The following is a 25,268-nucleotide window of genomic DNA, read 5'->3' on the forward strand; positions in this document are numbered from 1 at the left end:
GGGCCGTGCCAAGAAACTTTATCCGCCGCTATACACCAGATGCCGAGAAGGTGAGAAATCACAAGCACTTGCAATTTCTCGGTTCACATCTGCATGCGTACGATCTGTGGCATCTCAATCGCGAGTCGGTTGCCAAGGGCTTTGCCGTCGGTTTTTTCTGGGCCCTGGTTCCAATCCCGATGCAGATGATTTTTGCTTCCATATCCGCGATTCTCTGGCGCGCCAACCTGCCTATCTCTTTCGCACTGGTGTGGATCACCAATCCTCTCACCATTGTTCCGGTTTTTTACCTGCTCTACCTGCTTGGAAGCTGGATGATCGGGGCTGATGCGATGGACCTCCCTGCTGATGTTTCAATCGACTGGTTCAGGGCAGTGCTGTCAGAGATCTGGCTGCCGCTGGTCATTGGCAGCCTGACAGGTGCGGTTATTGCCGGTTTCATCGGCTATTACGGTATTCACCTGCTGTGGCGTCTGCATGTGGTCAAACGGTGGAAACAGAGCAGGCTGCGCCTGAAAAACCGTCACTCGGCAAGTAAACGCCCTTCAGTCAAACGATAAATTCTGTCCATTCGCTGAGCGAGCCGCCGGTCATGGGTGACGATAACAAAAGCGGTGTTGCGTTCGTGAGCAAGTTTCAGCATCAGTTGAACGATGCGCTCGGCATTCTCTTCATCAAGATTACCGGTCGGCTCATCTGCCATGATGCAGACAGGATCACCACAAAAGGCACGAGCAATTGCAACACGTTGACGCTCACCACCAGATAGCTGGGCCGGCCTGTGAGTGAGGCGATGCTCCATCTCAACGGCTGACAGCCATTCACGTGCCTGTTGTGCCGCTTCATCCTTGTTCAGTCCGCGTATTAATAGTGGTACGGCAACATTTTCCAACGCAGTTAATTCAGCCAGAAGATGGTGAAACTGGTAAATAAAACCGAGTTCCCGGTTGCGCAGCCTGTTGAGTTCATCGCTACGCAGCTGTGCCAGTGAGACACCGCTGATTGAGACTTCACCCTCGTCGACCTGGTCAAGCCCACCGAGTGAATGAAGCAAGGTGCTTTTTCCGGATCCTGAGCTGCCGATAATAGCGATACACTCACCCTTGTGGAGTTCAAGATTGACACCCTTGAGGACTTCGATAGTGGTATCACCATCGATGAAACTGCGATGCAGGTCCCTGCACTGAAGCACGAAATCACTCATAGCGAAGTGCCTCTGCCGGTTGAATTCCAGATGCACGGAAGGCCGGATAGAGTGTTGCTGCTAGCGTGATAATAAAAGCGACCACGGCTGTCATGACGACATCATCCCAGTGCAGGTCAGATGGCAATTTGCTGATGTAGTAGAGATCGGGATCGATAAACTGCAGGTTAAACATGCGCTCGAATGTATCCACGATTGATTCGACATTGAGTGCAAGCAAAACACCAAGAATCACCCCGAGAACGACTCCAAGCACGCCAATCGCGGCGCCCTGCACAATAAATATTTTCAGGATACTGCGTGATGATGCACCAAGTGTTCGCAGGATCGCGATATCTGACTGCTTCTCTGTGACTACCATCACCATCATGGAGACGATATTGAAGGCAGCAACCAAAACGATCAGCGCGAGCAGCAGACCGACCATGCGTTTCTCCATTTTCAGGGCGCGGAAGAAGTTGCGATGATGATCTGACCAATCGCTGACGTAGTAGAGATTGGGCAAGCTTTCCGCAAGTTCCCGTGAAATCTGTTGTGCCTCGAACAGGTCTTCTACTTTCAGGCGTACACCTGTCACCGACTCACCGAGGCGTGCCAGTTTTGCTGCATCCTTGATATGGACAATACCGACACCGCTGTCATACTCACCCATTCCGACCTCGAACAGTCCGGACACGGTAAAGCGTTTGAGACGCGGCATGGTTCCCACCGGGGTGACCATTGATGTCGGGGCGACAACCGTCACCTTGTCACCGACTGTCACGCCAAGTTTCAGGGCCAACTCGGAGCCTAGAACAATACTGTAGTCACCTGCACTGAGAGTCTCGAGGGAGCCTGATTTCATATGTTCACCAACATCAGAGACCTGCGCCTCCATCGATGGATCGATACCACGAATCACGGCGCCGGAAACGGATTCACCACGTACTGTCATGACCTGCATCTCCACGTAGGGAGCCGCACCAATCACTTTCGGATGTTCACCGGCGAGTCGCATCGCATCGGGCCATTCTGCCAGGCCGCCTTCAAATGCAGTCACAGTGGCATGCGAAGCCATGCCGAGAATGCGTTCGCGAATCTCCTTGTGAAAACCGTTCATGACAGACATCACCACGATCAGCGCCATGACGCCAACCGTGATGCCAAGCATCGATGTCATGGAGATAAAAGAGATAAAATGGTTTTTTCTTCTTGAACGCGTATAGCGAAATCCAAGAAAATATTCGAATGGCTGATACATGCGCAAATTATAAACACTTGAGAAGATTGTGCGAGATGTTTCGATGAAAGATTCAATAATAAATAGTGTATGGCCCACGACCAGGTTCAGGGCTGAATGGGAAACACAGGATGCTGTGCTGATCACCTGGCCTCACGAGAATAGTGACTGGCAGCAAACCCTGGCTGAGAGTGAGCGCAATTACGTTGAGATTGCGACAGCAATTCTTGCACGACAGGCATTAATCATTCTTGTGCATGACAGTGAACAGCGCACACATGTTGAGTCCCTGCTGACGAATGCTGTTCGAAAAGCCCTGTTTATTACTGTCGATAGCAACGACACCTGGGTCAGGGATTACGGTCCCTTGTCTGTCGAAATGGAGGGTGAAGCATCACTTATCGATTTCCGCTTTAACGCCTGGGGCGGAAAATACGAGTCACAAAAGGATGATACTGTCAGCGCCAACCTCTGCAACAAGGGCTTGTTTAAAAATATGCACTCCAGCGAACTGGTACTTGAAGGCGGTGCAATCGAGACCAATGGCCAGGGAGCTATGCTGGCAACCCGTTCCTCTGTTATCAGTGAAAGCCGCAATTCAGGGCTAAATGCGCAACAGATAGAAGCCCTGCTAAGCGAACAGTTGGGGCTGTCTCATTTTCACTGGATTGAGTGTAACGGACTGACCGGCGATGATACTGATGGCCATATCGATACACTGGCACGTTTTACCGACCCGGAAACAATTGTTTATGCGACTGTTGAAAGAACACATCCGGATTTCGGTGTTATGCAGAACCTTGGAGAGCAACTCGCCTCACTGCGGCAGCCAAATGGTGAAGCCTATCGTCTTGTCGGATTACCACCTCCACCGCGCAGGAAGTCTGTCATTGACGATCGCCTGTTGGCGGCAACCTATGTCAATTTTCTCATTCTCAATGATGCCGTACTTCTGCCGGTTTACAATGACACCAACGATAAACTGGCTGCCGAGATACTACAGCAGGTGACTTCGCGACAGGTTATCCCGATCGAGTGCAACACCCTGCTCGAACAGAATGGCAGCCTGCATTGCGCGACAATGCAACTGGCACAGGGCACGGTTAATTTTGAAGGAACAGATCAATGAACAGCAATGAAATCAAGGTCGCACTGATTCAGCAGGCAGCAGCAGTGGATAGCGTGGCAAACCTGGACAGCCTGGAGCAATCAATTCGAACTGCAGCTGCTTCTGGTGCAAAATTGATCGTTCTGCAGGAGCTGCATAACACACCTTATTTCTGTCAGCAGGAAGAGATTGCAAATTTTGATCTCGCCGAGACGATTCCCGGACCTTCAACAGAAAGATTCGGCCGCATTGCCAGTGAGAACGGCTGTGTTATTGTCACATCCCTGTTTGAAAAACGTGCCACCGGTCTTTATCACAACACAGCAGTTGTCATCGATGCTGACGGCTCTATTGCCGGGTGTTACAGAAAAATGCACATCCCTGATGATCCCGGATTCTATGAGAAATTCTATTTCACACCGGGCGATCTCGGCTTCACACCGATTGATACATCAGTGGGACGCCTGGGTGTCCTCGTGTGCTGGGATCAATGGTACCCGGAAGCTGCACGGGCAATGGCCTTGGCAGGAGCTGAATTGCTTGTCTACCCGACTTCAATCGGCTGGGATTCACGTGATGATGAGGCCGAGCAGCAGCGTCAGCTGGAGGCATGGATCACCGTACAGCGTGGTCATTCCGTTGCAAACGGACTGCCCGTGATTGCCTGCAACCGGGTCGGACATGAAAAAGATCCGGGTGGCCACACAGCGGGTATCAATTTCTGGGGCAACTCGTTTATTTGTGGGCCACAGGGCGAGTTTCTTGCGCGTGCAGATGAGAAAGCCGTGACTCTTGCTGCGACTGTTTCGCTTGGCCGCAGTGAAGAGATTCGCCGCATCTGGCCTTTTCTCAGGGACCGTCGCATCGATGCATACGGGGACCTTCTCAGGCGCTATATCGACTGAATTAGAGCGTATCCAGCCAGTTACCCACTGCCTCGATCAGTTCATCACCACGATATGTAAAGTAATGGTCTGCCTCAGGCAATACCTGCTGGCTCGATTTTGGATTACCCCCTGCTTCGATCATCATTTTGCGCAGTGGTGCATAGCGGTGAACAGCTGGATAATCATGCTCACCATAGAGATCGAGTACAGGTATTTTCAGTTTGTCGAGAGGGAAATCACGAACCATCGGTTGTTGATAATCGGTTGCACCCATACCCAGTCCCACGTAGGCATCAATGTTTTCGTGACCAACATCATCCAGCCAGAAGTTTGCCATGTGTGCACCACAGGAGTGTGCGATCAGAACAATCTGTTCATTCCCCTGCTCTTTCAGGTAGCTGATCGCTGACTCGATACGCGGGTATGCTTCCGGAAAGATCGGGACATAGTCAAAATATTTTGCTTCCTTTTTCAGGACCGGCAGCTGAATCGATAGCGTATTCCAGCCATAATCGATCAGCCCGACACGAAGTGGCTGGACGGTATAAGCCCAGTCGGGATGGTAACCACGGCCATGAAGAATAATGACAGCACCCTTTGGCTTGTCTGCATCCGTTTCAGTGTAAATACCAAGAAAGTCACCACCATCGCCTCTCGGTAAATCAAGCGGGTCACCATCGAGTATCGCATCGACTATTTCATCCTCAAGACGCTGCTCCCGTTCCAGGTCACTTGCGGCCATGATTGTAATCGATGGCAACAGCAGAAAAAATCCACACAGAAGTCTCAATTTGACTGAACCTTGCACAACATCGCCTCTTTTTTAGCTATCGTATACGGCGTAAAGTAACTCAGAAACGGATCAATTTCTATCCGTGACAAGCAGAACAAAAAAGCATATGATCTGTCAAGTCGCTGCAAAACAACAATAATGTCGCGATTATTATAAGTACTATTCACCGCGAAAAACCGCGAAAAAAATAACAAAAGAATAACTAAATCTTCTGAAGGAGAAATATAATTATGAAGTTTGCAAAACTGGCATCTATGAGTGCAATCGCACTGACACTCAGCTTCTCTGCTGGTGCATTTGCTGACAGTCACGGAATGGCTGTCGGAATCACACCAACAATGAAAAAACTTGATTTCGAACACAATGGCAAGAAACACACCATTTCTCGTAATCAGGATCAAAAGAATACCGTCAAGGCAGATTTCGCCAAAACCTCACGCAAGTGCCCTCCATTCTGTATCCAGCCTATCTCTCTCGCACCAGGCGTAGAGACACTCGGTGAAGTCGAGGTCATTAACTATATTGAGAAGATGGCTTCTGGCGATAGCTCTATTCTTGTTGTTGACTCAAGAACGCCTGACTGGGTTGCCAAGGGAACTATCCCGGGCGCTGTTAACCTTCCATGGACTGGCCTGAATCCCAAGAAAGGTGCCAAGACCGAAGGCATCATGAAGATCATGCAGGAAAGCTTTAATGTCGGCCTTGCTGGCGATGCGGATGAGTTTGCCGTTGACGAGGCGATTGCTGCAGGTGATACCAGCAAGGTATTCGATTTCAGCAATGCCAAGACACTCGTCATGTTCTGTAATGGCATGTGGTGTGGTCAGTCACCGAATAACATCATGAACCTGCTCAAGTTCGGTTACCCTGCAGATAAGATCAAGTGGTACCGTGGCGGTATGCAGGACTGGGAAATCCTCGGTCTGAGTACAGTCAAGCCCTGATCCGGTTTCAGACTGATGCAAAAAGCCCCATCGTTTGATGGGGCTTTTTATTACTTGGGTTTTACGTCCCTTGGGGCAAATGCCTGTTACGCAGCCTTGTAACGTCCCCTTCCGGTAGAAACAACACGGCCTGTACGCTTCAGGTAGGCCATGGTCTGTGGCAAATTAGCAACCGGGAAACCCTGTGCTTCGAGATGAGCACGGATTGAACCTGTGTCTGACTCTCCTGATGCGAGGAAATCGAGTATTGAAGCGCTGGTGCCACCTGCACGGCCTCCAGACCTGCTCTTTCTGCCGGTGAGTTGCGAAATTTCAGCATCAATGGCAGCCATTGTCTTTTTATGTTCGCGTTCAAGATCCTTTTTCTTTGCCCTGAGATCAGCTACCTGTGATTTCAGTTCCTCTTTTTCTTTTTGCATCTCCTCTTTCTTGCGCGCTTCGGCAAGCTCGTAGAGTTCATCTGCAGTCAAATTGTTAATATTTTTCTTCGCCATGATATTAAACCTGCTCCTTGTTTATAAAACACTTGTCAAAGTCATGATTAATATTTAACTATAGTCTTGATAGATTAATCATGTGGGCGAGGATTCTATCTTTAATATATTTATATCGCAAGGGGTTTATTACTACAGGGTTCTATATCAACACTGTTATAAAGAAACCTGAAGTTTAATATAATGCTTGATAGTAAAGATTTATACGCCTGCAACACAACTTGGCAGACTGGAGAGAATGGAAGCTTTTAATAAGGCGATCACATCCGGGCGAGGAAAACTTTTCCGCCATGCAAGAGCAACCGTTCTGTTTGGTGGCTCGCCGGCGAATCGCCTGATACTGACAAGTCTTTGTGAGAAACGGTCAGCACCAGCAGCCGTACATGGCAGTACTGTTATACCAAGACCCGAGGCAACCATATAGCGTATTGTCTCCAGTGAACCACCCTCGATATTCCTGATCGGGTCAGTAGTATCTGCCGTCTGATGACACTCCGGACAATATTCCAGTACCTGGTCACGAAAACAGTGGCCCTTACCGAGTAACAACACTGATTCAGAGGCAATTTCCTTACGCTTGATATCATGTTTGGGCTGATTCAAAGGGTGTGAAGATGGTAATAGGAGTACGAAAGGTTCGCTGTAGAGAGGCATTGTCATAATACCGCTCTCTTCATATGGCAAGGAGATGATCACGACATCCAGGTCACCCTGTTTGAGCCTGGCTGTCAGAACAGATGTGTAATTTTCCTCGATTGCCATGCGCAGATCTGGAGCTTTAGAAGTGATTCTAGGAATCATTTCAGGAAAAAGATAAGGGCCGATGGTATAGATGGCACCGATACGTAGCGGACCACTCAACTGGTCGGACTGCTGCGAGGAAATCTCCTGTATTTTCGAGGCCTCCTCGATCACGTGCTGTGCCTGTGCAACAACCAGTTCTCCAACAGCGGTGACGGTAATATCACCCGCGCCACGTTCGAATAGCGTTACCCCCAGCTCTTGCTCAAGTTTCTTGATTGCTACGCTGAGCGTTGGCTGACTGACAAAACAGGTTTCAGCTGCGCGTCCGAAATGGCGCTCCCTGGCGACGGCGACGATATACCTGAGTTCAGTCAGCGTCATCAGCTAACCTTGAACCGACTCTGAAGCCTGACTTAACTGCTTCTTCATCCATTTCGACAGATTCGCACACAAGGGAATAGACAGCGGCAGCTTTTGGTCCTGTGCCGAGGAACTGCTTCAACTTATCGAGATTGTCTGTTTCACCATGAGCCACGACCTCAACTGAGCCATCAGGCAGGTTAACAGCGTATCCGCTAATTCCCAGTTGCTGAGCAACCTGTTGTGTTGAAGCACGGAAAAATACGCCCTGAACCTGTCCAATTACGATACAACGAATAGAGCTTTTCATTGACCCGCGGAAAAATCGATTTTACTGAACTGTCCAGGCCTGAGGCGTTCCCCGTCAGCAACAGAAAAGATAACATCGACCGCATAGGCAACGCCGCGTTCAAGAATCCCTTCCGAAACTGCACCTATACGATAAATCTTGCCCGGACGAGTCTGATTGCCGACCGAGATCATGGCCTCCTGCCCTGATTCAAAGTCACCCACTCTATCGGCAGAAACACGTGCACGTGCAACCATTTCGTTGGCTGAAGCAAGACGGATCAGCGGATCTTTTTGCAGATTTGGCAGAATGACCTGCCCCTTCCAGCTATCCACCAAAATGAGAATACCGTCAAAAGGCGCAGTCAGTTTAGAACGCTCTTTTGCGATCTTCTTCTGGTCAAGAGTCGATTTTGCAGCTGCTACCGACGCTTCGGCTGCAAGCCTGGCAATTTCGCCCTCATGCTGCTCATTTTCAGATATCAGTCCCTGGTCATAGAGCTCACTGTTCCAGTCAAACTTGCGTTGCGCATGATCGAGTTCGACTTCTGCCTTTGTCAGAGCTGCTCGGGCCGATGAAATTGCCAGGTCGAAATCACGCTGATCCAGTTCAAGTAGCAAGGCGTCGCTATTAACTCGTTGGCCTTCGAGAACCGCCACTTTATCAACAACTCCGCTCTCCAGAACACGCAAGTCGACAGTGTGTGCCCATTCCAGTCGTGCCTTGAAAACCTCTGCTGTGACGGGTGATGAAATCAGGAACAGCAGCAATGTTGATACAGAAATCAGTCTGTTTTTATTCATTCTCATTCTTCTTTGTCCTGTTTAAGGCCTTTATCGAGTGGATATCCCTGCAGGGCATTGAGTGTTGCGCGTAGCATAACGAGTTGGTAGAGGGTTTCATGATACGCCAGGCGTGCACCAGTCTGTTCGACCATTGAATCACCCAGGTCTGCCTTAACCTCCAGCTCATATAGAGTGCGGCTTCTGTCCAGGTAGAGGTCCCTGTAATCGATAAGCGCCTGTGCAGATTCCATTTCGATTTGCATCACATCCAGTGCCTGCATAATCTCGATGATTGAATAGCGCAGTTGATCTCGCATCATTTCATGTAAGGGTGTTTCGTTCGTGACCTTCTGCAACACCGGATTTGATTGAAGTGCACGCGCAATCATTTCCTTGGTTTCTGTTTCAGGCAGTTGCAGCCAGGCATTGAAATCGGGTATCTCAACATCTGCAGAAAGCTCACCCGGTTTTCCCTGTGCAAGAGCAAGTAGTTCACGGCTCAGTCTCTGCGACTTCTCACCTTCAGTAAATCGCACCCTCACAGGTTGATAGAGTGATTGAAACTGGCTTACATCCAGCTCTGACCTTTGGCCAAGCTGCATGCGTGTCTGGGTTCGATCAAAATCGATAAAGGCGATAGCCAATGCCTCGTTTTCAAGACCGGCACGACCATCAGCAAGTAAAACGTCAAGAAAACGCCTGAGTACAAGCAGTTTCTGTCGCTGCAGTGGAGTTAACAGGTGATCAACTGAACAGCTCAGGTTGGGCGCATCAAAGATCAATGGCTTGAGCATTCTCTCCTGGCACTCGGATACCTTGCGTTGTCTGAAGTCATCATCTTGCTGCATACCGAAGCGAACTGCGGCACTGGATTCATCTACAGCTGACAGAGCCTGTTCAAATGTTAACTCTTGAGCATATAGAGGCGACGGGGAAAGAGATGACAGCATGAGAAGCACACCGCTAACGAGACCATATCTTGTGGAGATCCTGCTGGTTATCCGGTGCAATTCCCTACCCCTTTGGTGCTTCGGCCTTCTTCTCGGCGGCAACAGCTTTCTTGTATTTGCTGAAACGCATCTCTTCATAGACGCCTTCGACAAGAAATTTGCCGAACAGCATGAACTCATCGATACCTGATGTTGCACCTGTGTAACGTCCTCGTTTTGCCGGTTTACCTTCAAGATCGACAAATTGGAAAACAGGTGTTGCACGAACCCTGAACTGTTTCAGGGACATCTCTTTTTGAGTTGTATCTTCGCCGTTGAAGTCGACAATCTCCAGGTCTCCCTCGACATCTACTGTGAAAATCTTGAAATGCTCATGGAAAAAGTCCTGTGCTTCGGGCTGGTTGAGCACTGTTCTTTTCATACGATGGCAGAACGGACACTCATCCATCTCAAACATCAGCAAGATGCCTTTTTTTCCTTCATCTACCGCGTTTTCCAGCTCCTCCTGAAAATCACCGAAACCCTCATCAAAGAAATCTTTGTAATCTGCTGCAAAAACAACAGCAGGAGAGATGGCGAGTAGAAAGAGAAATGTTTTGATCAGTCGCATTTGCATCGCTCCGTTGGCTATTTGTTATTTTGCCTGTTTATCGATGTAGGATTCTATCGCTTCTCTTGTAATTGTGCCAACCTGGTATCCGGCGATTTCGCCGTCCGGGCTAAGTAAGTAAGAAGTCGGCAGTTTCTGAATGGGACCATTGATTCCATCAGCATCAGCTGAGCTTTTCAGCAAGGGAAAAGAGATAGAGTACTGTTCACGAAACATTTTCAATTTTCGACTACTGGCATCTTCCAGGTTGATACCGAGTACAACGACATCCTCGTTTGTTTCGTGAAGTTCGTCCAGGTCTGGCATCTCCTGCCTGCATGGCCCGCACCAGGTGGCCCAGTAATTGAGCAAAACCCACTTGCCCCTGTAGCTGGAGAGTTTGTGCTGCTTACCATCAATATCTTCCATTTCAAACTCTATCGGCTCAGCCGCTGCAACTGGCGACAGTAACAGTGCCGCCAGTACCATAAGAGTTGAGAAGTACGCGTTAATTCTGTTCAATGACTCTTTTCCGCTTGTCGTGAGCCGATATCATACATCTGTTAAGAGAAGTGGTGATATAGCTAAGGAGCCTCTGATTAAGTCTGGATAAAGAGATTGCTGATCAGAATGCGTCAGTTTGAGGCGTAAATCGCATGTAATAGCAGAGAGCTATTGTTCAGCGCATCCCTGCGCCTCACCCCTTCGGGGCTAGCGCGAAGAACGCTCCAGGCGTTCTTTATGCAAAGATTTGCAACGAAGAAATGGCGTATTCTGGCGGCAAGGTCAACATTCATGACTAGATCAGAGACTCCTTAAATCCCACATGATATGGACAGAGACTCACCGCTCCTGACACGTTAGAATAGGGCCTACCCAAGTTTAGGACTGTCATCCAGAGGAGAACGCCGTGACAGTAGAGATATTTCATAATCCACGCTGCAGCAAGTCCCGCCAGACACTTGAATTACTCAATGACAAGGGTGTTGCGCCTGAAATTACCGAGTATCTGAAAACTCCACCTGACCGGGAGCAGTTGCAGAAAATACTATCGATGCTGGGTCTCGAGCCACGCCAGTTAATGCGTACCAAGGAGAAGGAATACAAGGAACAGGGACTTGATGATCCGTCTCTCAGCGCTGAACAACTCATCGATGCCATGATTGCGACGCCGAAACTGATTGAGCGCCCTATTGTCATCAGCAATGGCAAAGCTGCGATTGGTCGTCCGCCGGAATCGGTTCTGGAGATTATCTGATGTCCTACGTCCTGGTACTTTTCTACAGCAACAGCGGATCAACCGAGGCGATGGCCAAGCAGATAGCGCGTGGCGTCGAAAAAGGCGGAATGGAAGCACGCCTGAGAACAGTGCCTAAAGTTTCCACCGTATGTGAAGCGACAGATGAAGCTGTTCCTTCCAGTGGCGCACCCTATGCAACAATGGATGACCTGGAAAACTGCTCCGGACTGGCTCTTGGCAGCCCTGCCCGCTTTGGCAACATGGCTGCACCACTGAAATATTTCCTCGATGGTACCTCTGCGTTGTGGACAGCCGGTGCCCTGCGTGACAAACCCGCTGCCCTGTTTACGTCGTCTACTTCACTGCACGGCGGACAGGAGACAACACTCTTGACAATGATGCTGCCATTACTGCATCACGGCATGGCGCTGATCGGAATTCCCTATACAGAAACCGAACTGATGCATACCAAGGGCGGTGGTACACCCTATGGTGCCAGCCATCACGCTGGATTCGAGAATATTAGTGAACTCAGTGATGACGAAAGCGCCCTGTGCAGGGCACTTGGCGAACGTCTTGCAAAAATCGCATGTCGGCTGGAAACAGAATGAATAAAAGACAACTCTGCTATTTTGCAGTGTTGGCTTCGCTAATCCTGCTCGCCGCAACTGTTGTCTTGTGGGTATTGCAGATCGAAGACGAAAACAGGCGCCTGGTTCCATTCCTGATCGGCACAATACCATTACTTCTGCTTGTTCGAGGTATGTTGAATGAACGTGTGAAAACCTACCAGGTTACGGTATTCGTTGCACTTCTCTACCTGGTACATGGCAGCGTAGAACTCTTCGACACACCTGGCCTACTGGCTGCACTCGAAGTGTTTGCAGCCCTGGCGTTGATGTTCAGTGCTGCATTTCATGCCAAGTGGATGACCCGGCAAGAGTAAAATGCAGCTCCAGTTTCCTCTCAAGCTGGCACTCAATCGCAAGCCGGCATTCGATAACTACTTTAATGAACGCAATCGACTCGCTGTCGACGCCATGCAGGGTCTGACGCAGGGTGAAGCGCCTGGCTTTCTGTATCTGTGGGGTGAGACAGGTACAGGTAAATCACACCTGCTAATGGCGTTGTGCGAATTACATGCCGGGGAGAGTTTTTACCTGCCACTGGCCGAATCCGAATCACTCTCACCCGAGATACTCAAGGGACTGGAACAGTTTCGACTGGTGTGCATTGACGATATAGACAATATCTGTGGTGAGCAGAGTTGGGAAGAGAGCCTCTTCCATTTATATAATCGTATTCGCGAAAAAAATGGTTATCTCGTCGTCAGTGCCACCTCTGCACCACGTGGTGTTAATCTCGGGCTTGAAGATCTGAAATCGAGACTGATGTGGGGCGCTGTCTACCAGTTACAGTCGCTTGAGGATGAAGAGAAAGCTGCATTGCTGATGCAACTAGCAGCCGAGCGTGGCATGCAACTGCATACCGATGCTGCCGCTTACCTGATCAAGCGCTGTGCTCGTGATACTGGTTACCTGGTTGAGAGCATTGAACAACTGGACCGTTACTCACTGGCGCGTCAGCGCAAGCTGACGATTCCGTTGCTAAGCGAATGGTTGCAGCACAACCAGGCGCTTTAATAGCAGGCGTCACTCTTCGGCTTCGAGTTCGACTTCGCCGTGATAGAAAGCACTTTCACGATATTGTTGTAAGCCGTATCGAATCAGAACCAGTAGCACAGAGGCGACCGGCAATGCCAGCAGAATGCCGTAAAAGCCATACAGGGTTCCGCCTGCCATCACCGAAAAAATCACCGCTACAGGATGCAGACCAATACGGTCACCGAGTAATTTAGGTGTCAGGAGCATACCTTCCAATAATTGGGCGACAATAAAGACCAGCGCAACCCAGTGCACCACATCAAATCCCTTGAATTGGAGTATCGCGGAGATAACGGCAAACAGCATGCCGAGGATCAGGCCTAGATAAGGAACAAAACTGACGACTCCGGCAAAGACACCAATCAGCAGTGCAAAATCGAGCCCTACCATCCACAGACCCAGGGTATAGATTATGCCCAGCGCCAGCATTACCAGCAACTGACCTCGCAGAAAAGCGCTGAGCATTTCATCAGATTGTCTCGCCAGTTTGCGGATTATCGGCTGCTGTTTCAGAGGCAGCAGGCCATCAATGCTTTCGATGATGCTGTCCCAGTCACGTAATAGGTAAAAAGTCAGTACCGGAATCAGGAGAAGATTGATCAGCAGGCCAACAAGGGCAAATCCTGAACGGGAGACCTGTCCAAACAGTGATGACAGTATGCCTCCGGCATCTTTCCAGTGCTTGCTCAACATGCTCTGGATCTCAGCCAGGTCGATGATCTCCATCTCAAAGCCAAGGTACTCTTTCAGAATTGGGATCAGAGTTGTGCCCAGCCACTTGATATATTCGGGCATATTTGAAATTAGCGTACTGATCTGACTTTCGATCAGTGGCAGCAGGACAGCTGTCAGTAGTACCAGGATGAGAAAAGTGATAGTGAATACAATTGTGACCGCCAGGTTGCGGGAAATCGATTTCTTCACTTCCAGCTTGTTGACCAGCGGGTCACCGATATAGGCAAAGAATGCCGCTGCGATAAATGGCGCGAGCACCGGCGACAGCAGGTAAATCAGGCCACCTCCAAGTAATGCGATAATCAGCCAGAACAGGCGTGTTTCACTTGCCATGTTGTTGTGCCCTGCGCACCCATTCGACAACATAATCTGCACCACTGGCGATGGTTGTTCCAGCGACAATTCCGATCAGAATAGTTATCGACGATGCTGGGACCCAGTTTGTGACCTGTGCCAGGACAATCAGCAGGGCGAGCAAAATCTGTGTGAAAGTATTGATCTTGCTCACGAGAGTCGGTTCACCGGTGAAATGCTTGATACGGTGATAATAGTAGGTTGCACCTGCGACGATGATAAAGTCACGCAGCAGGACAAGAGCAACCACCCACAGCGGGAGCAGTCCAAGATAGCTTAGAGTGATATAGGTGGCGACCAGCAGCAGCTTGTCCGCGATCGGGTCCAGCATGCTGCCAAACCAGCTCTCCCAGTGGTAGTGCTTGGCAAGAAAGCCATCTACACCATCAGAAATACCGGCCACGGCAAAAAGAATCAGTCCCAGCTCATATCGCTGGTCAAGAAGCGCCAATACAATCGGTACAACCAGAAAAATGCGCAGAATAGTGATGATATTGGGAATCTGGTGCAATCGCGATCCCTCTCCTTGTAATGGGAATTCGGTCACTCATGTGTTGACCGTTAAGGGAATTGTACCGATTCGGTGGCAAGTAACAAGTATCGGCTATGTGTTTGAAACCAGGCCAGTGGAAAAATAGGCTTCCAGAAACTGGTCGAAATCTTCCTGTTTTACCGTTTCGAGCTCCAGTTGCCTGCGTAGTGAGTCTGCTGTCTCCTGCTCAAATTCAGCTGCACGAGCCTCATCCAGTTTCTGTTCCTCATAGCTGAGGTAGTACTCATGTGATTTTGCGTGTGCAAATGCGTAGAAGCTCTCACTGTACTCACGCATCTCGGCAAGCATGCGTGCAGAAGGCGTCAAATCAGCGTCCAGCATCCTGTCCACCTGCTTTTCAAGTGCGGCCGTAAATAACCCTTCATCCTCACTGTCAGCAAGAGCGGCAACCGGACGCATGGCATCGAGCAGTTCCATGCCCCACTCACGTAACGGTATCTCCTTCCCATTCTGTTGCAACTTACACTCAGGATCCCTGCCGTTGCGCGATGTGATCAACAGGTTCTCGTCAATTTCCTGGCGCTCACTCGGGCTGATAACAGGACTCTCGTGCAACAGGCAAAAGAGAAAAAATGTTTGCAGGAAGCGTAATTGCGACTCATTGATGCCGAGCGGTTCAAATGCGTTGACATCCAGAGAACGCAATTCGACGTAGCGAATACCGCGCTGCTTTAGTGCTACTGTCGGCATCTCCATATTCTGCAGCAGCTGTTTGGGTCTGACGGTACTGTAGTACTCATTCTCGATCTGAAGAATGTTGGTATTGAGCTGCAGATACTCTCCATTTTCATCGCGCAGGCCGAGCTCCTTCCAGGGTTCGGCAGGAGTGGCAATGGCATGTGCCAGTGAATCGATATAGCTCTCGAGCGAGTCATAATTCGCCTTGATTCCGACAAGCTCCTCTTTCTGGTTCTGATAGCCGATATCACTCATGCGCAGCGAAGTCGCGTAAGGCAGGTAGTAAGTTCCCTCGTCGAAACTCTCCAGATTGGAGGGTTGGTGTTCACCAAAGAATGAGCGGCATACCGCGGGAGAAGCACCAAAAAGGTATGGGATCAGCCAGCCAAATCGCTGGATATTCCGCACCATGCCCATCATGTGCTTGTCGATAAAGGCCTGTCCACTGAAAGACTCGCCGATTGCATCTGCATAAAGCGGCCACAGTGACTCCTCAAAGGAGAAATTAAAATGCACACCGGAGATAACCTGCATCACTTTACCGTAGCGATGACCGAGTCCGACGCGGTAGAGATTTTTCATGCGACCGGGATTCGATGTGCCGTACTCGGCGATCGGAATATTGGTCTCACCGGCAAGCACACATGGCATCGATGTCGCCCACAGAAATTCATCCTGTTCTCTCAGCTTTGCATAGACATAGAGATGCAGGTCGCGCAGGAAATCGAGTGTTTGGGGAATTCCTTCCATCGGTGGCGTGATCAGCTCAAGCATCGCCTCCGAGTAGTCAGTGGTGATCCACAGGTGTTTCAGTGCGGAGCCGAGTGACTGCGGGTGCTCGCTTTGTGAAAGTGAACCATCCGGCGACACGCGCAGGCTCTCTTTCTCGATGCCTGTCAGGCTCTTGTTCAGAATTTCCGACACGCCCACTTTGCCGAGGGCAATGAGTAGATCCTGTCGAAGAAGTGACTCTGTCATGAATAAAACCCTTATGGAGAAATCATGGTTATTCCAAACGTGATAAAGGGGCGTTTCCGCCCCTTCAATCAATTTGAGTAATTGTTTCGATTACTCTTCGTCAACAGCCTTCATACTGAGACGGATACGACCCTGTTTATCAAGTTCAAGAACCTTGACCTTGACAGTGTCACCTTCAGCAAGTTTATCACTCACCTTCTCAACACGTTCATTTGAGATCTGCGAGATGTGAACGAGACCGTCCTTGCCAGGCAGGATAGTAATGAATGCACCGAAGTCCATCAGGCGTGCGACCTTGCCTTCATAGATGGTACCAACTTCGACATCAGCCGTGATCTGTTCGATACGCTTGCGTGCGTTGTCAGACGCTTCCTTATCGGCAGATGCAATCTTGACGAGACCGTCATCGGTCAAGTCGATCGAGGTGCCTGTCTCTTCAGTCAGCATACGGATAGTTGCACCACCTTTACCGATAACATCGCGGATCTTGTCCGGATTGATCTTGAAAGTGGTAATACGTGGAGCGTGCTCAGACATTTCGCTGCGAGGTGCATCGATCGCCTTGTTCATCTCCTCGAGGATGTGCAGACGGCCGGCTTTTGCCTGGTCGAGAGCAACTTCCATGATCTCACGGGTAATACCGTTGATCTTGATGTCCATCTGCAGGGCGTTGATACCGGTAGCAGTACCAGCAACTTTGAAGTCCATGTCGCCGAGGTGATCTTCGTCACCGAGGATATCGGTGAGAACTGCAAATGCGTTGTCTTCCTTGATAAGGCCCATTGCAACACCGGCAACTGGTGACTTGACCGGAACACCGGCATCCATCAGTGACAGGCTGGTACCACATACGGAAGCCATTGATGATGAACCGTTGGATTCAGTGATCTCGGAAACAACACGAATAGAGTACGGAAATTCTTCCATGTTCGGCATGCTTGCCAGAACACCACGCTTGGCGAGACGGCCGTGGCCGATTTCACGACGCTTGGGGCTACCAACACGACCAGTTTCGCCTACGCAGAACGGAGGGAAGTTGTAGTGCAGCATAAAGGGTTCTTTATAGCTACCGTCGAGTGCATCAATAATTTGTGAATCACGCTCTGTACCGAGGGTGGTAATGACCAGTGCCTGGGTTTCACCACGAGTAAAGAGAGCTGAACCATGGGTACGCGGCAGAACGCCGGTGCGAATGGTGATAGGACGAACAGTCTTGGTGTCACGACCGTCGATACGTGGCTCACCAGCGATGATGCGGCTGCGAACAGTCTTTTTCTTGACCTTGTCGAGGGCACCTTCGATCTGATTGCTGCTCCACTTTGGCTCGTCACCGCTGGACAGCAGGTCCATCAGGTCAGCCTTGATTGCGCTCAGGCGACCGTAGCGCTCCATCTTGTCTGCCAAGGTGTAGGCTTCGCCGACAGCTTCTGCACAGGCCTTGTCTACTGTCGAAATCAGTTCGTCGTCTGTTTCAGGTGCAGTCCAGTCAATCGCAGGTGTATTGACTTCGGCAGCAAATGTATTGATTTCGCTGATGACAGTCTGCATCTGCTCATGGCCAAAAAGAACAGCGCCGAGCATGATCTCTTCCGAGAGCTCATTAGCTTCTGATTCAACCATCAGAACAGCTTCTGAGGTACCAGCAACAATCAGATCGAGATCAGACTCGTCACTGATACCGATTTTTGACTGGTTTAGGATGTACTCACCATCCTTATAACCAACACGTGCTGCACCAACCGGGCCCTGAAAAGGCAGACCGGAAACAGCAAGCGCTGCAGAAGTGCCGATAAGAGTCGGGATTTCCGGATCAATTTCAGGATTCAGGGAAACGACGGTAGCGATAACCTGGGTTTCACAGACAAATCCTTTAGGGAACAGCGGACGAATCGGACGGTCGATCAGGCGACAGGTGAGAATCTCTTTCTCACTTGGGCGCCCTTCACGACGAAAAAAACCGCCGGGAATCTTGCCGGCGGCATAGGTTTTTTCCTGGTAATCAACCGTGAGCGGGAAAAAATCACGCTCAACGCTTGATCCAGTGTCTGCAACCACTGTCACGAGGACAACGGTGTCACCCATGTTAACCATGACAGCTGCATTTGCCTGGCGGGCAATTTCTGCCGTTTCCAGTGTTACTGTGTGGTCACCATATTGAAAACTTTTGCTAATAGGAGTGGGTATCACTTGATCATCCTCGATGGCTTTGGATTAGAAATAAACGACGTTGTTTATCGACGCAGGCCGAGGCTGGTGATCAGCTCACGGTAACGGTCGATGTCCTTGTTCTTCAGGTAATCCAGAAGTTTACGGCGCGAGTTGACCAGGCGTACCAGGCCACGGCGCGAGTGGTTGTCTTTCTTGTGTGTTTTGAAGTGCTCGGTGAGCTCAACGATGCGTGAGGTCAGAAGTGCAACCTGCACCTCGGGCGAACCTGTGTCGTTGTCAGCACGCTTGTATTGATCGATTACAGCCTGTTTGGCTTCTGCGCTCATTGTCATTGTCTTCTCCAGTTAGGAAATGTTGAAAATAGCGGTTCCGGCAATGAGTCCAGATACCGCACGAAAATCGGGCGCATCATAACATGAATACGCACAAATCTGTATCACCTGATTCGATCAGGCTAAACGCCCCTTCAAGAGGCAATCATCAGGCGGCGTGGAGCGATCAGACCATCGTCATCCACCTCGCCCACACCGATGAAATTATCGGATGCGTCGTATACCCTGACCCACCCTTCTGTCGGCGCCTTGGGCACCAGAACCGGTTGACCCTGCTTCAGGTAGTGGCTGCTGTTGGCATCCAGTCGAACTTCGGGCCAGTGGTTAAGTCCATTGTCTATCGGAAGGAGCAGCGCATCAAGTTCTGCAAATGGAGCGTCTGCCTGTTCCTCAAGTGAAGCAAGTGTCATGCAATTGCTTTCATCGAACGGGCCAACACTTGTTCGGCGCAGAGCGGATACATGTCCGCCGCAGCCAAGCATCTCACCGATATCCTCTGCCAGTGTACGAATATAGGTGCCTTTCGAGCAGTGTACATCGAGTACCAGTTCATCAGCGTTGATACTGGTCAGTTCAAGGGAATAAATGGTGATTTTGCGGGATTTACGCTCAACTTCCTTGCCTTCACGCGCAAGATCATACAGGCGTTTTCCCTCGTGCTTGACTGCCGAGTACATGGGTGGAATCTGTTCCTGCTCACCGAGAAAATTCTGCAGCACTTCAGTCACTCGCTGTGCGCTGATATTTTCAACCGGACGACTTTCTATGACTTCACCCTCTGCATCCGCAGTGGTGGTCTTTTCGCCGAGTTTAACGGTGGTGGTATAGCGCTTGTCTGCATCGAGTAGATAGGCAGATATCTTGGTCGCCTCACCGAGGCAGATCGGCAACAAGCCTTCAGCCAACGGATCAAGACTTCCCGTATGGCCGGCCTTGGCTGCCTTGTAGATCCACTTGACCTTTTGCAGGGCAGCATTCGATGTGATGCCCACAGGCTTGTCCAGCAGCAGGATTCCGCTGACCGGACGCCCTTTACGACGGCGTTTTGCCATAGTTTTGTTACCTGTCTTCTGTCTCTTCCGGGGATTGCTCATCAGCATGACGGTCTGATTCAACGGCCTTTTCGATCAGCCCTTGCAGACGATTACCCTCCTCGAGGGTCGCATCATGAACAAAATGGAGTTCGGGAACGGTTCGCAGCTTCATCTCTTTTGAGAGCATGTGACGCAGGCTACCGGCATTGTGCTTGAGGTTCTCCTGCGCATCTTCTACTTCTGCGCCGAGTACTGTGTAGTACACCTTTGCATGCGACAGGTCGCTGGCAACGCGCACCTCCTGGAATGTTACCAGGCCGGGAGGCGGCATCTTGAGTCGTGGCAGAAATTCAGAGAGTAAACGCTGAATTGCCGGACCGATGCGGTCAGAACGTTTGAAATCGCTCATGCAGGTCTCTCTTAGAGCTCCCTTGCAACTTCGGTGCGTTCAAAACACTCGATCTGGTCACCAGCCTTTACGTCGTTGTAGCTCTTCACTCCGATACCACATTCGGTGCCGGACTTGACTTCCTGAACGTCGTCCTTGAAGCGGCGCAGTGATTCGAGTTCGCCTTCGAAAACAACCACGTTATCACGCAGAACACGAATCGGGTTGTTACGCTTGACGACTCCGTCAACGACCATGCAGCCTGCAATCGCGCCAAGGCGTGATGAACGGAATACATCGCGAACCTCGGCAAGACCGATGATGGACTCGCGGATTTCCGGAGAGAGCATACCGCTGGCAGCTTTTTTCACATCATCGATGACTTCATAGATGATGCTGTAGTAACGCAGTTCAAGACCGCGTTCTTCAAGAATACGTCGAGCAGTTGAGTCCGCACGAACATTGAAGCCGACGACGATGGCGCTGGATGCAGCGGCAAGGTTGGCATCGGATTCGTTGATACCACCGACACCGGATGCAACGACCTTGACCCTGATTTCGTCAGTGGAGATATTCTCGAGTGAATCCTTGAGTGCCTCAACACTACCCTGAACGTCAGCCTTAACCACAAGGTTGACCTGTAGCACTTCGCCATCACCCATCTGAGAGAAGAGCTCGTTGAGCTTGGCCGCCTTCTGTTCTGCAAGGCGTGAGTCACGCACCTTCTGGTGACGGACTTCAGCCAGTTCACGTGCACGGCGCTCGTCAGGCATGGCAACAGCATCGTCACCCGCATTCGGTGCACCTGAGAGGCCGAGTACAGCAACAGGCACTGATGGACCGGCGCTGTCTACCTCTGCACCACTCTCGTCGAACATGGCACGTACACGTCCAAACTCGGTTCCACAGACGATCGGATCGCCTTTACGCAGGGTACCGTTCTGAACAAGAACAGTTGCTACGGCACCACGTCCCTTGTCGAGACTGGATTCGATAATTGCACCGCGAGCCGGACCTTCAGCAACAGCTTTCAGTTCCAGAACCTCGGATTGCAGCAGGATGGACTCAAGCAGTTCGTTAACGCCTTCACCAGAGTGTGCGGAGACCTTGATGAACTGGGTATCACCACCCCAATCTTCCGGAACCACCTCTTCGGCAACCAGTTCCTGCATAACGCGGTCCGGGTTCGCTTCCGGCTTGTCCATCTTGTTGATGGCAATGATAATCGGTACATCACCCGCACGTGCGTGCTGGATTGCCTCTTTTGTCTGCGGCATCACACCGTCATCTGCTGCCACGACGATGATGACAATATCAGTCACCTTGGCACCACGAGCACGCATTGCAGAGAAAGCGGCGTGTCCCGGGGTATCGAGGAATGTGATTTTCCCATGGTCTGTATCGACACTGTAAGCACCGATATGCTGGGTAATACCACCCGCCTCGCCTGCTGCTACACGTGAGGTACGGATGTAATCGAGCAGCGATGTCTTACCGTGGTCAACATGACCCATGATGGTAACAACCGGTGCACGTGGCTGAGTCTCACCTTCAATCTCGATATCGACTGCAGTCAGAATATCCTGTTCTTCGTCGTCAGCTTTCTTGAAGACGACATTGTGCCCCATCTCCTCGACGACAAGTGCAGCAGTATCCTGGTCGAGAACTTCGTTGATGGTAACCATCATGCCCATATTCATCAGGGTCTTGATGACCTCAGGTGCCTTGACTGACATACGCTGGGCAAGATCGCCAAGGGAGATGGTATCTGGCACTTCCACGTCATGCACAACCGGTTCGGTCGGCATCTGGAATCCATGCTCACCACTGCCTGGTACATTAATGTTCTGGTCGCGCTGTGCGGCACGAGAACGGTCTTTTTTCTTGCGTCTACCGCGTGGTGCATTTGCAGCAACATGCAGCTCCTTGCGTCCGCCCTTGTCAGACGTACGTTTTTTACGTGCTTCCTCGGCTGCAGCCTTGTTGGCCTTGGCCTTGGCAACAGCTTTCTTGGCAGACTCAGCTTCGGCGAGTTTGCGTTTCTCTTCCTCGAGGCGCTCGCGCTCTTCCTCTTCTTTCTTGAAACGCTCTGCCACTTCGCGCTGACGCTCTTCCTCTTCACGTGCACGCAGCTTCTCTTCCTTGCTGCGACGGTTATCCTCTTCCTGCTTGCGCAGCTCATCAGCAGCAGCACGACGCGCCTCTTCCTGTTCAGCCTGCGCCTTTCTCTCAGCTTCCTGTTCGGCAAGCGCCTTGCGTGCCTCTTCAGCTTCCTTGAGCAGTGCACTCTTCTCTTCGGCACTTTCTGCAGTCTTGATCACGGCACGCTTGCGGCGCACCTCGACACTGACAGTTTTACCGGAAGACGGTGTGCCACGTGATGCCACGCTGCGCGTTGCAGCAGGCTGCTTCAATTCACTGACAGTTTTTCGCTTGAGAGTCAGTTTGCGTTCTGCCGGTGCAGAAGTAGTCTGCGTGGCAGTGCTCTTCTTGCCGTGCGCCTGGCGCAGGAAAGTGAGCAGATCGCGTTTTTCATCTTCGGTGATGATATCTGCATCACTGGATTTTTTGATCCCTGCTTCACCAAGCTGGGTGAGCAGACGATCAACCGGAATGCCGACATCCGCAGCTAACTGCGCTACTGTAACTTCACTCATTGCCACACCCCTTATTCGTTAGTCTCTTCTGCTTCTTCAAACCATGGTGCGCGAGCCGTCATGATCAATTCTCCTGCACGCTCCTGGTCGATCCCCTCGATCTCGAGAAGATCATCGACACCCTGCTCCGCAAGGTCTTCCATGGTTATTATTCCTTTTGCAGCCAGCTTGTTGGCAGTCTGCTCGTCCATACCTTCCATGCCGAGAAGATCTTCAGCAGGTGGCTGCTCGAGTATCTCTTCTTTAGCAATAGCTCGCGTCAACAGCATGTCGTTTGCACGATCGCGCAGCTCATTGACGATGTCCTCGTCAAACTCTTCGATCTGGAGCATCTCTTCAAGAGGCACGTAGGCGATCTCGTCGAGCGAGGTGAAACCTTCCTGTACAAGGATGGTGGCAACCTCTTCGTCCACATCGAGTTCCGACATGAAACGTTCAACATACTTGGACGCCTCTTCATCGCTCTTGCGTGCAGCGTCTTCCTCGCCCATAACATTGAGCTCCCAGCCTGTCAGCTGGCTGGCAAGACGGACATTCTGCCCGCCACGGCCGATTGCCTGTGACAGGTTATCTTCCTTGACGGCAACATCCATGCTGTGTGCATCTTCGTCTACAACAATTGAAACAACGTCAGCAGGCGCCATCGCGTTGATGACGAACTGTGCTGCATTCTCGTTCCATAAAATAATATCGACACGTTCTCCTGACAGCTCATTAGATACCGCCTGTACGCGGGAACCACGCATGCCGACGCAGGCACCGACCGGGTCGATACGTGCATCACGTGTATGTACCGCGATTTTTGCACGTGAACCAGGATCGCGTGCTGCTCCAAGCAGCTCAATCAGGCCTTCGCCGATTTCAGGCACTTCAAGCCGGAAGAGTTCAATCAGGAACTCTGGACGTGTGCGCGTTACCATCAGCTGTGGGCCGCGATTCTCGGGGTCAATCTCGTAGAGAAAACCACGCAGGCGATCACCGATACGTACAGATTCACGAGGAACCAGTTCGTTCTTCGGAATTTCAGCTTCTGCATTGCCGCCCAGGTCCATGATCACGGCACCCTTGCTGAGGCGTTTGACCACGCCGGAAACAAGCTCACCGACACGATCCTTGTACGCTTCCATGACCTTGTTGCGTTCTGCGTCACGCAGTACCTGCTTGATGACCTGCTTGGCAATCTGTGCAGCAATTCGACCGAACTCGACTGATTCGATCTCTTCCTCGATGAAATCCGTTACTTCCTCGCCCTGCTCTGCCAGCGCCTCGGCTGCATCGCGGGTAATTTGACGAATCGGGAATTCAAGGCTGCCGTCTTCCTGTGGATCGACCACTTCCCAGCGACGATAGGTCCTGTAACTGCCATCCTCACGATCGACATCGACACGTGCATCTATCTCGCCACCATGCTTTTTTCGCGTGGCGGTGGCCAATGCCGTTTCGATCGCACTAAAAATTACATCACGCTCGACATCTTTCTCATTCGAGACAGCATCAACAACAAGTAAAATTTCTTTGCTCATCTGTGCATTTCCTGGAAGCAGTGGTTATCTCTTCGCCTGTTTTTCGAACACGGGAACCAGCCGTGCCATGTCAATTTCATCAAACGGCAGTTCTATTTTGCTGCCATCTTCAACTTCTATCGTTACTACATTCTCTGCAGCACTCTGAATGACGCCTTCAAACTTGCGGCGACCCTCAATCATGTCTGCCATACGAATATTTACCGGCTGACCGATAAATCGTTCGAAATGGGCCATCTCAAACAGTGGCCGATCAAGACCCGGAGACGACACTTCAAGCTCATAGTTGCCCTTGACCGGATCTTCAACATCCAGCACGCCGCTGAACTGATGGCTTAACGACGCACAATCATCCACAGTGATGCCATTCTCATGGTCAATGTAAACCCTGAGCGTCTTGCCGTAGTTTCCACGGCTGATCAATTGCACACCCACCAGTTCGTAGCCCATTGCTTCGGCAGTGGTGCGTGCCAGATCAACCAGGTTTTGCGGTGCCTGTTTCAAATCAAGATCCCGGACAAATAAAAAATGGGCCCAGTGGCCCATATTCCTCGCCATCAACCAATCCATGATCGGTGTGGCGCTGCATAACAAAAA

28 protein-coding genes are annotated in these 25,268 nt (G+C 50.8%); 8 read left to right on the forward strand and 20 right to left on the reverse strand.

Annotated elements, in window-relative coordinates:
* Positions 1 to 5: 5 nt before the first annotated feature.
* Positions 6 to 560 (forward strand): DUF2062 domain-containing protein, encoded by a 555-nt coding sequence (locus tag BOW06_RS07545; RefSeq protein ID WP_043115694.1) that lies wholly within the window; start codon positions 6 to 8, stop codon positions 558 to 560.
* Here the strand turns inward: BOW06_RS07545 and lolD are convergent.
* Both lolD and BOW06_RS07555 read right to left on the reverse strand, forming a co-directional pair.
* The gene (gene lolD, locus BOW06_RS07550; RefSeq protein ID WP_043115693.1) at positions 524 to 1,204 is read right to left on the reverse strand and encodes a lipoprotein-releasing ABC transporter ATP-binding protein LolD; all 681 of its coding nucleotides are present in this window, start codon (positions 1,202 to 1,204) and stop codon (positions 524 to 526) included. The two genes, BOW06_RS07545 and lolD, sit on opposite strands and share 37 nt — an antisense overlap.
* On the reverse strand, positions 1,197 to 2,444 hold the full coding sequence (locus tag BOW06_RS07555; RefSeq protein ID WP_043115692.1) for a lipoprotein-releasing ABC transporter permease subunit: 1,248 nt from the start codon (positions 2,442 to 2,444) through the stop codon (positions 1,197 to 1,199). The genes lolD and BOW06_RS07555 overlap by 8 nt, the downstream gene beginning before the upstream one ends.
* 43 nt (positions 2,445 to 2,487) lie before the next feature.
* On the opposite strand from BOW06_RS07555, the gene BOW06_RS07560 reads away from it, so the two are divergent.
* The gene (locus tag BOW06_RS07560) at positions 2,488 to 3,552 is read left to right on the forward strand and encodes an agmatine deiminase family protein (protein ID WP_078453543.1); all 1,065 of its coding nucleotides are present in this window, start codon (positions 2,488 to 2,490) and stop codon (positions 3,550 to 3,552) included.
* Positions 3,549 to 4,436: a carbon-nitrogen hydrolase gene (locus BOW06_RS07565; protein WP_043115690.1), complete on the forward strand. Its 888-nt coding sequence runs from the start codon at positions 3,549 to 3,551 to the stop codon at positions 4,434 to 4,436. Before BOW06_RS07560 ends, BOW06_RS07565 begins: the two co-directional genes overlap by 4 nt.
* Before the next feature lies 1 nt (position 4,437).
* Here BOW06_RS07565 and BOW06_RS07570 read toward each other — a convergent pair whose 3' ends face one another.
* Entirely contained in the window at positions 4,438 to 5,226 is a 789-nt protein-coding gene (locus BOW06_RS07570) for a DUF3530 family protein (RefSeq protein ID WP_078455011.1), read from the reverse strand.
* A 215-nt stretch (positions 5,227 to 5,441) separates the two neighbouring features.
* Here BOW06_RS07570 and BOW06_RS07575 point away from each other — a divergent pair, with 215 nt between their 5' ends.
* A complete protein-coding gene (locus BOW06_RS07575) occupies positions 5,442 to 6,155 on the forward strand; it encodes a rhodanese-like domain-containing protein (protein ID WP_043115689.1) in 714 nt (237 codons plus the stop codon).
* A gap of 86 nt (positions 6,156 to 6,241) precedes the next feature.
* Here BOW06_RS07575 and BOW06_RS07580 read toward each other — a convergent pair whose 3' ends face one another.
* From BOW06_RS07580 to BOW06_RS07610, 7 genes are all read right to left on the reverse strand, one after another.
* Positions 6,242 to 6,649 carry a hypothetical protein gene (locus BOW06_RS07580; RefSeq protein WP_043115687.1) on the reverse strand — a complete coding sequence of 136 codons (408 nt, stop codon included), beginning with the start codon at positions 6,647 to 6,649 and terminating at the stop codon, positions 6,242 to 6,244.
* A gap of 201 nt (positions 6,650 to 6,850) precedes the next feature.
* Entirely contained in the window at positions 6,851 to 7,774 is a 924-nt protein-coding gene (locus BOW06_RS07585) for a hydrogen peroxide-inducible genes activator (RefSeq protein ID WP_043115686.1), read from the reverse strand.
* Entirely contained in the window at positions 7,761 to 8,063 is a 303-nt protein-coding gene (locus BOW06_RS07590; protein WP_043115685.1) for an acylphosphatase, read from the reverse strand. Before BOW06_RS07590 ends, BOW06_RS07585 begins: the two co-directional genes overlap by 14 nt.
* The gene (locus BOW06_RS07595) at positions 8,060 to 8,845 is read right to left on the reverse strand and encodes an efflux RND transporter periplasmic adaptor subunit (RefSeq protein WP_179115143.1); all 786 of its coding nucleotides are present in this window, start codon (positions 8,843 to 8,845) and stop codon (positions 8,060 to 8,062) included. The genes BOW06_RS07590 and BOW06_RS07595 overlap by 4 nt, the downstream gene beginning before the upstream one ends.
* Before the next feature lie 2 nt (positions 8,846 to 8,847).
* The gene (locus tag BOW06_RS07600) at positions 8,848 to 9,777 is read right to left on the reverse strand and encodes a TolC family protein (protein ID WP_078453279.1); all 930 of its coding nucleotides are present in this window, start codon (positions 9,775 to 9,777) and stop codon (positions 8,848 to 8,850) included.
* A gap of 64 nt (positions 9,778 to 9,841) precedes the next feature.
* Entirely contained in the window at positions 9,842 to 10,393 is a 552-nt protein-coding gene (locus BOW06_RS07605; RefSeq protein ID WP_052131979.1) for a thioredoxin family protein, read from the reverse strand.
* An 18-nt stretch (positions 10,394 to 10,411) separates the two neighbouring features.
* Entirely contained in the window at positions 10,412 to 10,888 is a 477-nt protein-coding gene (locus BOW06_RS07610) for a TlpA family protein disulfide reductase (RefSeq protein WP_143556072.1), read from the reverse strand.
* Positions 10,889 to 11,276: 388 nt separating this feature from the next.
* Here BOW06_RS07610 and arsC point away from each other — a divergent pair, with 388 nt between their 5' ends.
* Genes arsC through hda form a run of 4 tightly spaced genes read left to right on the forward strand, consistent with a single transcriptional unit; the run spans position 11,277 to position 13,249 of the window.
* Entirely contained in the window at positions 11,277 to 11,624 is a 348-nt protein-coding gene (arsC, locus tag BOW06_RS07615) for an arsenate reductase (glutaredoxin) (protein ID WP_043115681.1), read from the forward strand.
* Positions 11,624 to 12,217, forward strand: a complete 594-nt coding sequence (gene wrbA, locus BOW06_RS07620; RefSeq protein ID WP_043115679.1) for an NAD(P)H:quinone oxidoreductase — start codon at positions 11,624 to 11,626, stop codon at positions 12,215 to 12,217. Before arsC ends, wrbA begins: the two co-directional genes overlap by 1 nt.
* Entirely contained in the window at positions 12,214 to 12,552 is a 339-nt protein-coding gene (locus BOW06_RS07625) for a DUF2069 domain-containing protein (RefSeq protein ID WP_043115677.1), read from the forward strand. Before wrbA ends, BOW06_RS07625 begins: the two co-directional genes overlap by 4 nt.
* Before the next feature lies 1 nt (position 12,553).
* The gene (gene hda / locus BOW06_RS07630; RefSeq protein ID WP_043115676.1) at positions 12,554 to 13,249 is read left to right on the forward strand and encodes a DnaA regulatory inactivator Hda; all 696 of its coding nucleotides are present in this window, start codon (positions 12,554 to 12,556) and stop codon (positions 13,247 to 13,249) included.
* 9 nt (positions 13,250 to 13,258) lie between these two features.
* On the opposite strand, the gene BOW06_RS07635 is transcribed toward hda, so the two are convergent.
* From BOW06_RS07635 to rimP, 10 genes are all read right to left on the reverse strand, one after another.
* Positions 13,259 to 14,338, reverse strand: coding sequence for an AI-2E family transporter (locus BOW06_RS07635; protein WP_043115675.1), 1,080 nt, complete (start codon positions 14,336 to 14,338; stop codon positions 13,259 to 13,261).
* Positions 14,328 to 14,870, reverse strand: coding sequence for a CDP-alcohol phosphatidyltransferase family protein (locus tag BOW06_RS07640; RefSeq protein ID WP_043115673.1), 543 nt, complete (start codon positions 14,868 to 14,870; stop codon positions 14,328 to 14,330). The genes BOW06_RS07635 and BOW06_RS07640 overlap by 11 nt, the downstream gene beginning before the upstream one ends.
* A 93-nt stretch (positions 14,871 to 14,963) precedes the next feature.
* Positions 14,964 to 16,568 (reverse strand): glutamate--cysteine ligase, encoded by a 1,605-nt coding sequence (gene gshA, locus BOW06_RS07645; protein ID WP_043115672.1) that lies wholly within the window; start codon positions 16,566 to 16,568, stop codon positions 14,964 to 14,966.
* 90 nt (positions 16,569 to 16,658) lie between these two features.
* Entirely contained in the window at positions 16,659 to 18,752 is a 2,094-nt protein-coding gene (pnp, locus tag BOW06_RS07650; RefSeq protein ID WP_370602418.1) for a polyribonucleotide nucleotidyltransferase, read from the reverse strand.
* A 47-nt stretch (positions 18,753 to 18,799) separates the two neighbouring features.
* Positions 18,800 to 19,069, reverse strand: coding sequence for a 30S ribosomal protein S15 (gene rpsO, locus BOW06_RS07655; protein WP_043115668.1), 270 nt, complete (start codon positions 19,067 to 19,069; stop codon positions 18,800 to 18,802).
* A 134-nt stretch (positions 19,070 to 19,203) separates the two neighbouring features.
* A complete protein-coding gene (truB, locus tag BOW06_RS07660) occupies positions 19,204 to 20,121 on the reverse strand; it encodes a tRNA pseudouridine(55) synthase TruB (RefSeq protein ID WP_043115667.1) in 918 nt (305 codons plus the stop codon).
* Between the two features lie 7 nt (positions 20,122 to 20,128).
* Positions 20,129 to 20,512 (reverse strand): 30S ribosome-binding factor RbfA, encoded by a 384-nt coding sequence (gene rbfA, locus BOW06_RS07665; RefSeq protein ID WP_043115666.1) that lies wholly within the window; start codon positions 20,510 to 20,512, stop codon positions 20,129 to 20,131.
* 11 nt (positions 20,513 to 20,523) lie between these two features.
* Positions 20,524 to 23,148, reverse strand: a complete 2,625-nt coding sequence (gene infB, locus BOW06_RS07670) for a translation initiation factor IF-2 (RefSeq protein WP_043115664.1) — start codon at positions 23,146 to 23,148, stop codon at positions 20,524 to 20,526.
* 11 nt (positions 23,149 to 23,159) lie between these two features.
* Positions 23,160 to 24,671 carry a transcription termination factor NusA gene (gene nusA, locus BOW06_RS07675; RefSeq protein WP_043115663.1) on the reverse strand — a complete coding sequence of 504 codons (1,512 nt, stop codon included), beginning with the start codon at positions 24,669 to 24,671 and terminating at the stop codon, positions 23,160 to 23,162.
* A gap of 24 nt (positions 24,672 to 24,695) precedes the next feature.
* The gene (gene rimP / locus BOW06_RS07680) at positions 24,696 to 25,175 is read right to left on the reverse strand and encodes a ribosome maturation factor RimP (protein WP_043116615.1); all 480 of its coding nucleotides are present in this window, start codon (positions 25,173 to 25,175) and stop codon (positions 24,696 to 24,698) included.
* Between the last annotated feature and the right edge of the window lie 93 nt (positions 25,176 to 25,268).

It is taken from the genome of Solemya velum gill symbiont, assembly GCF_002020255.1.
Classification (GTDB): Bacteria; Pseudomonadota; Gammaproteobacteria; order Chromatiales; family Chromatiaceae.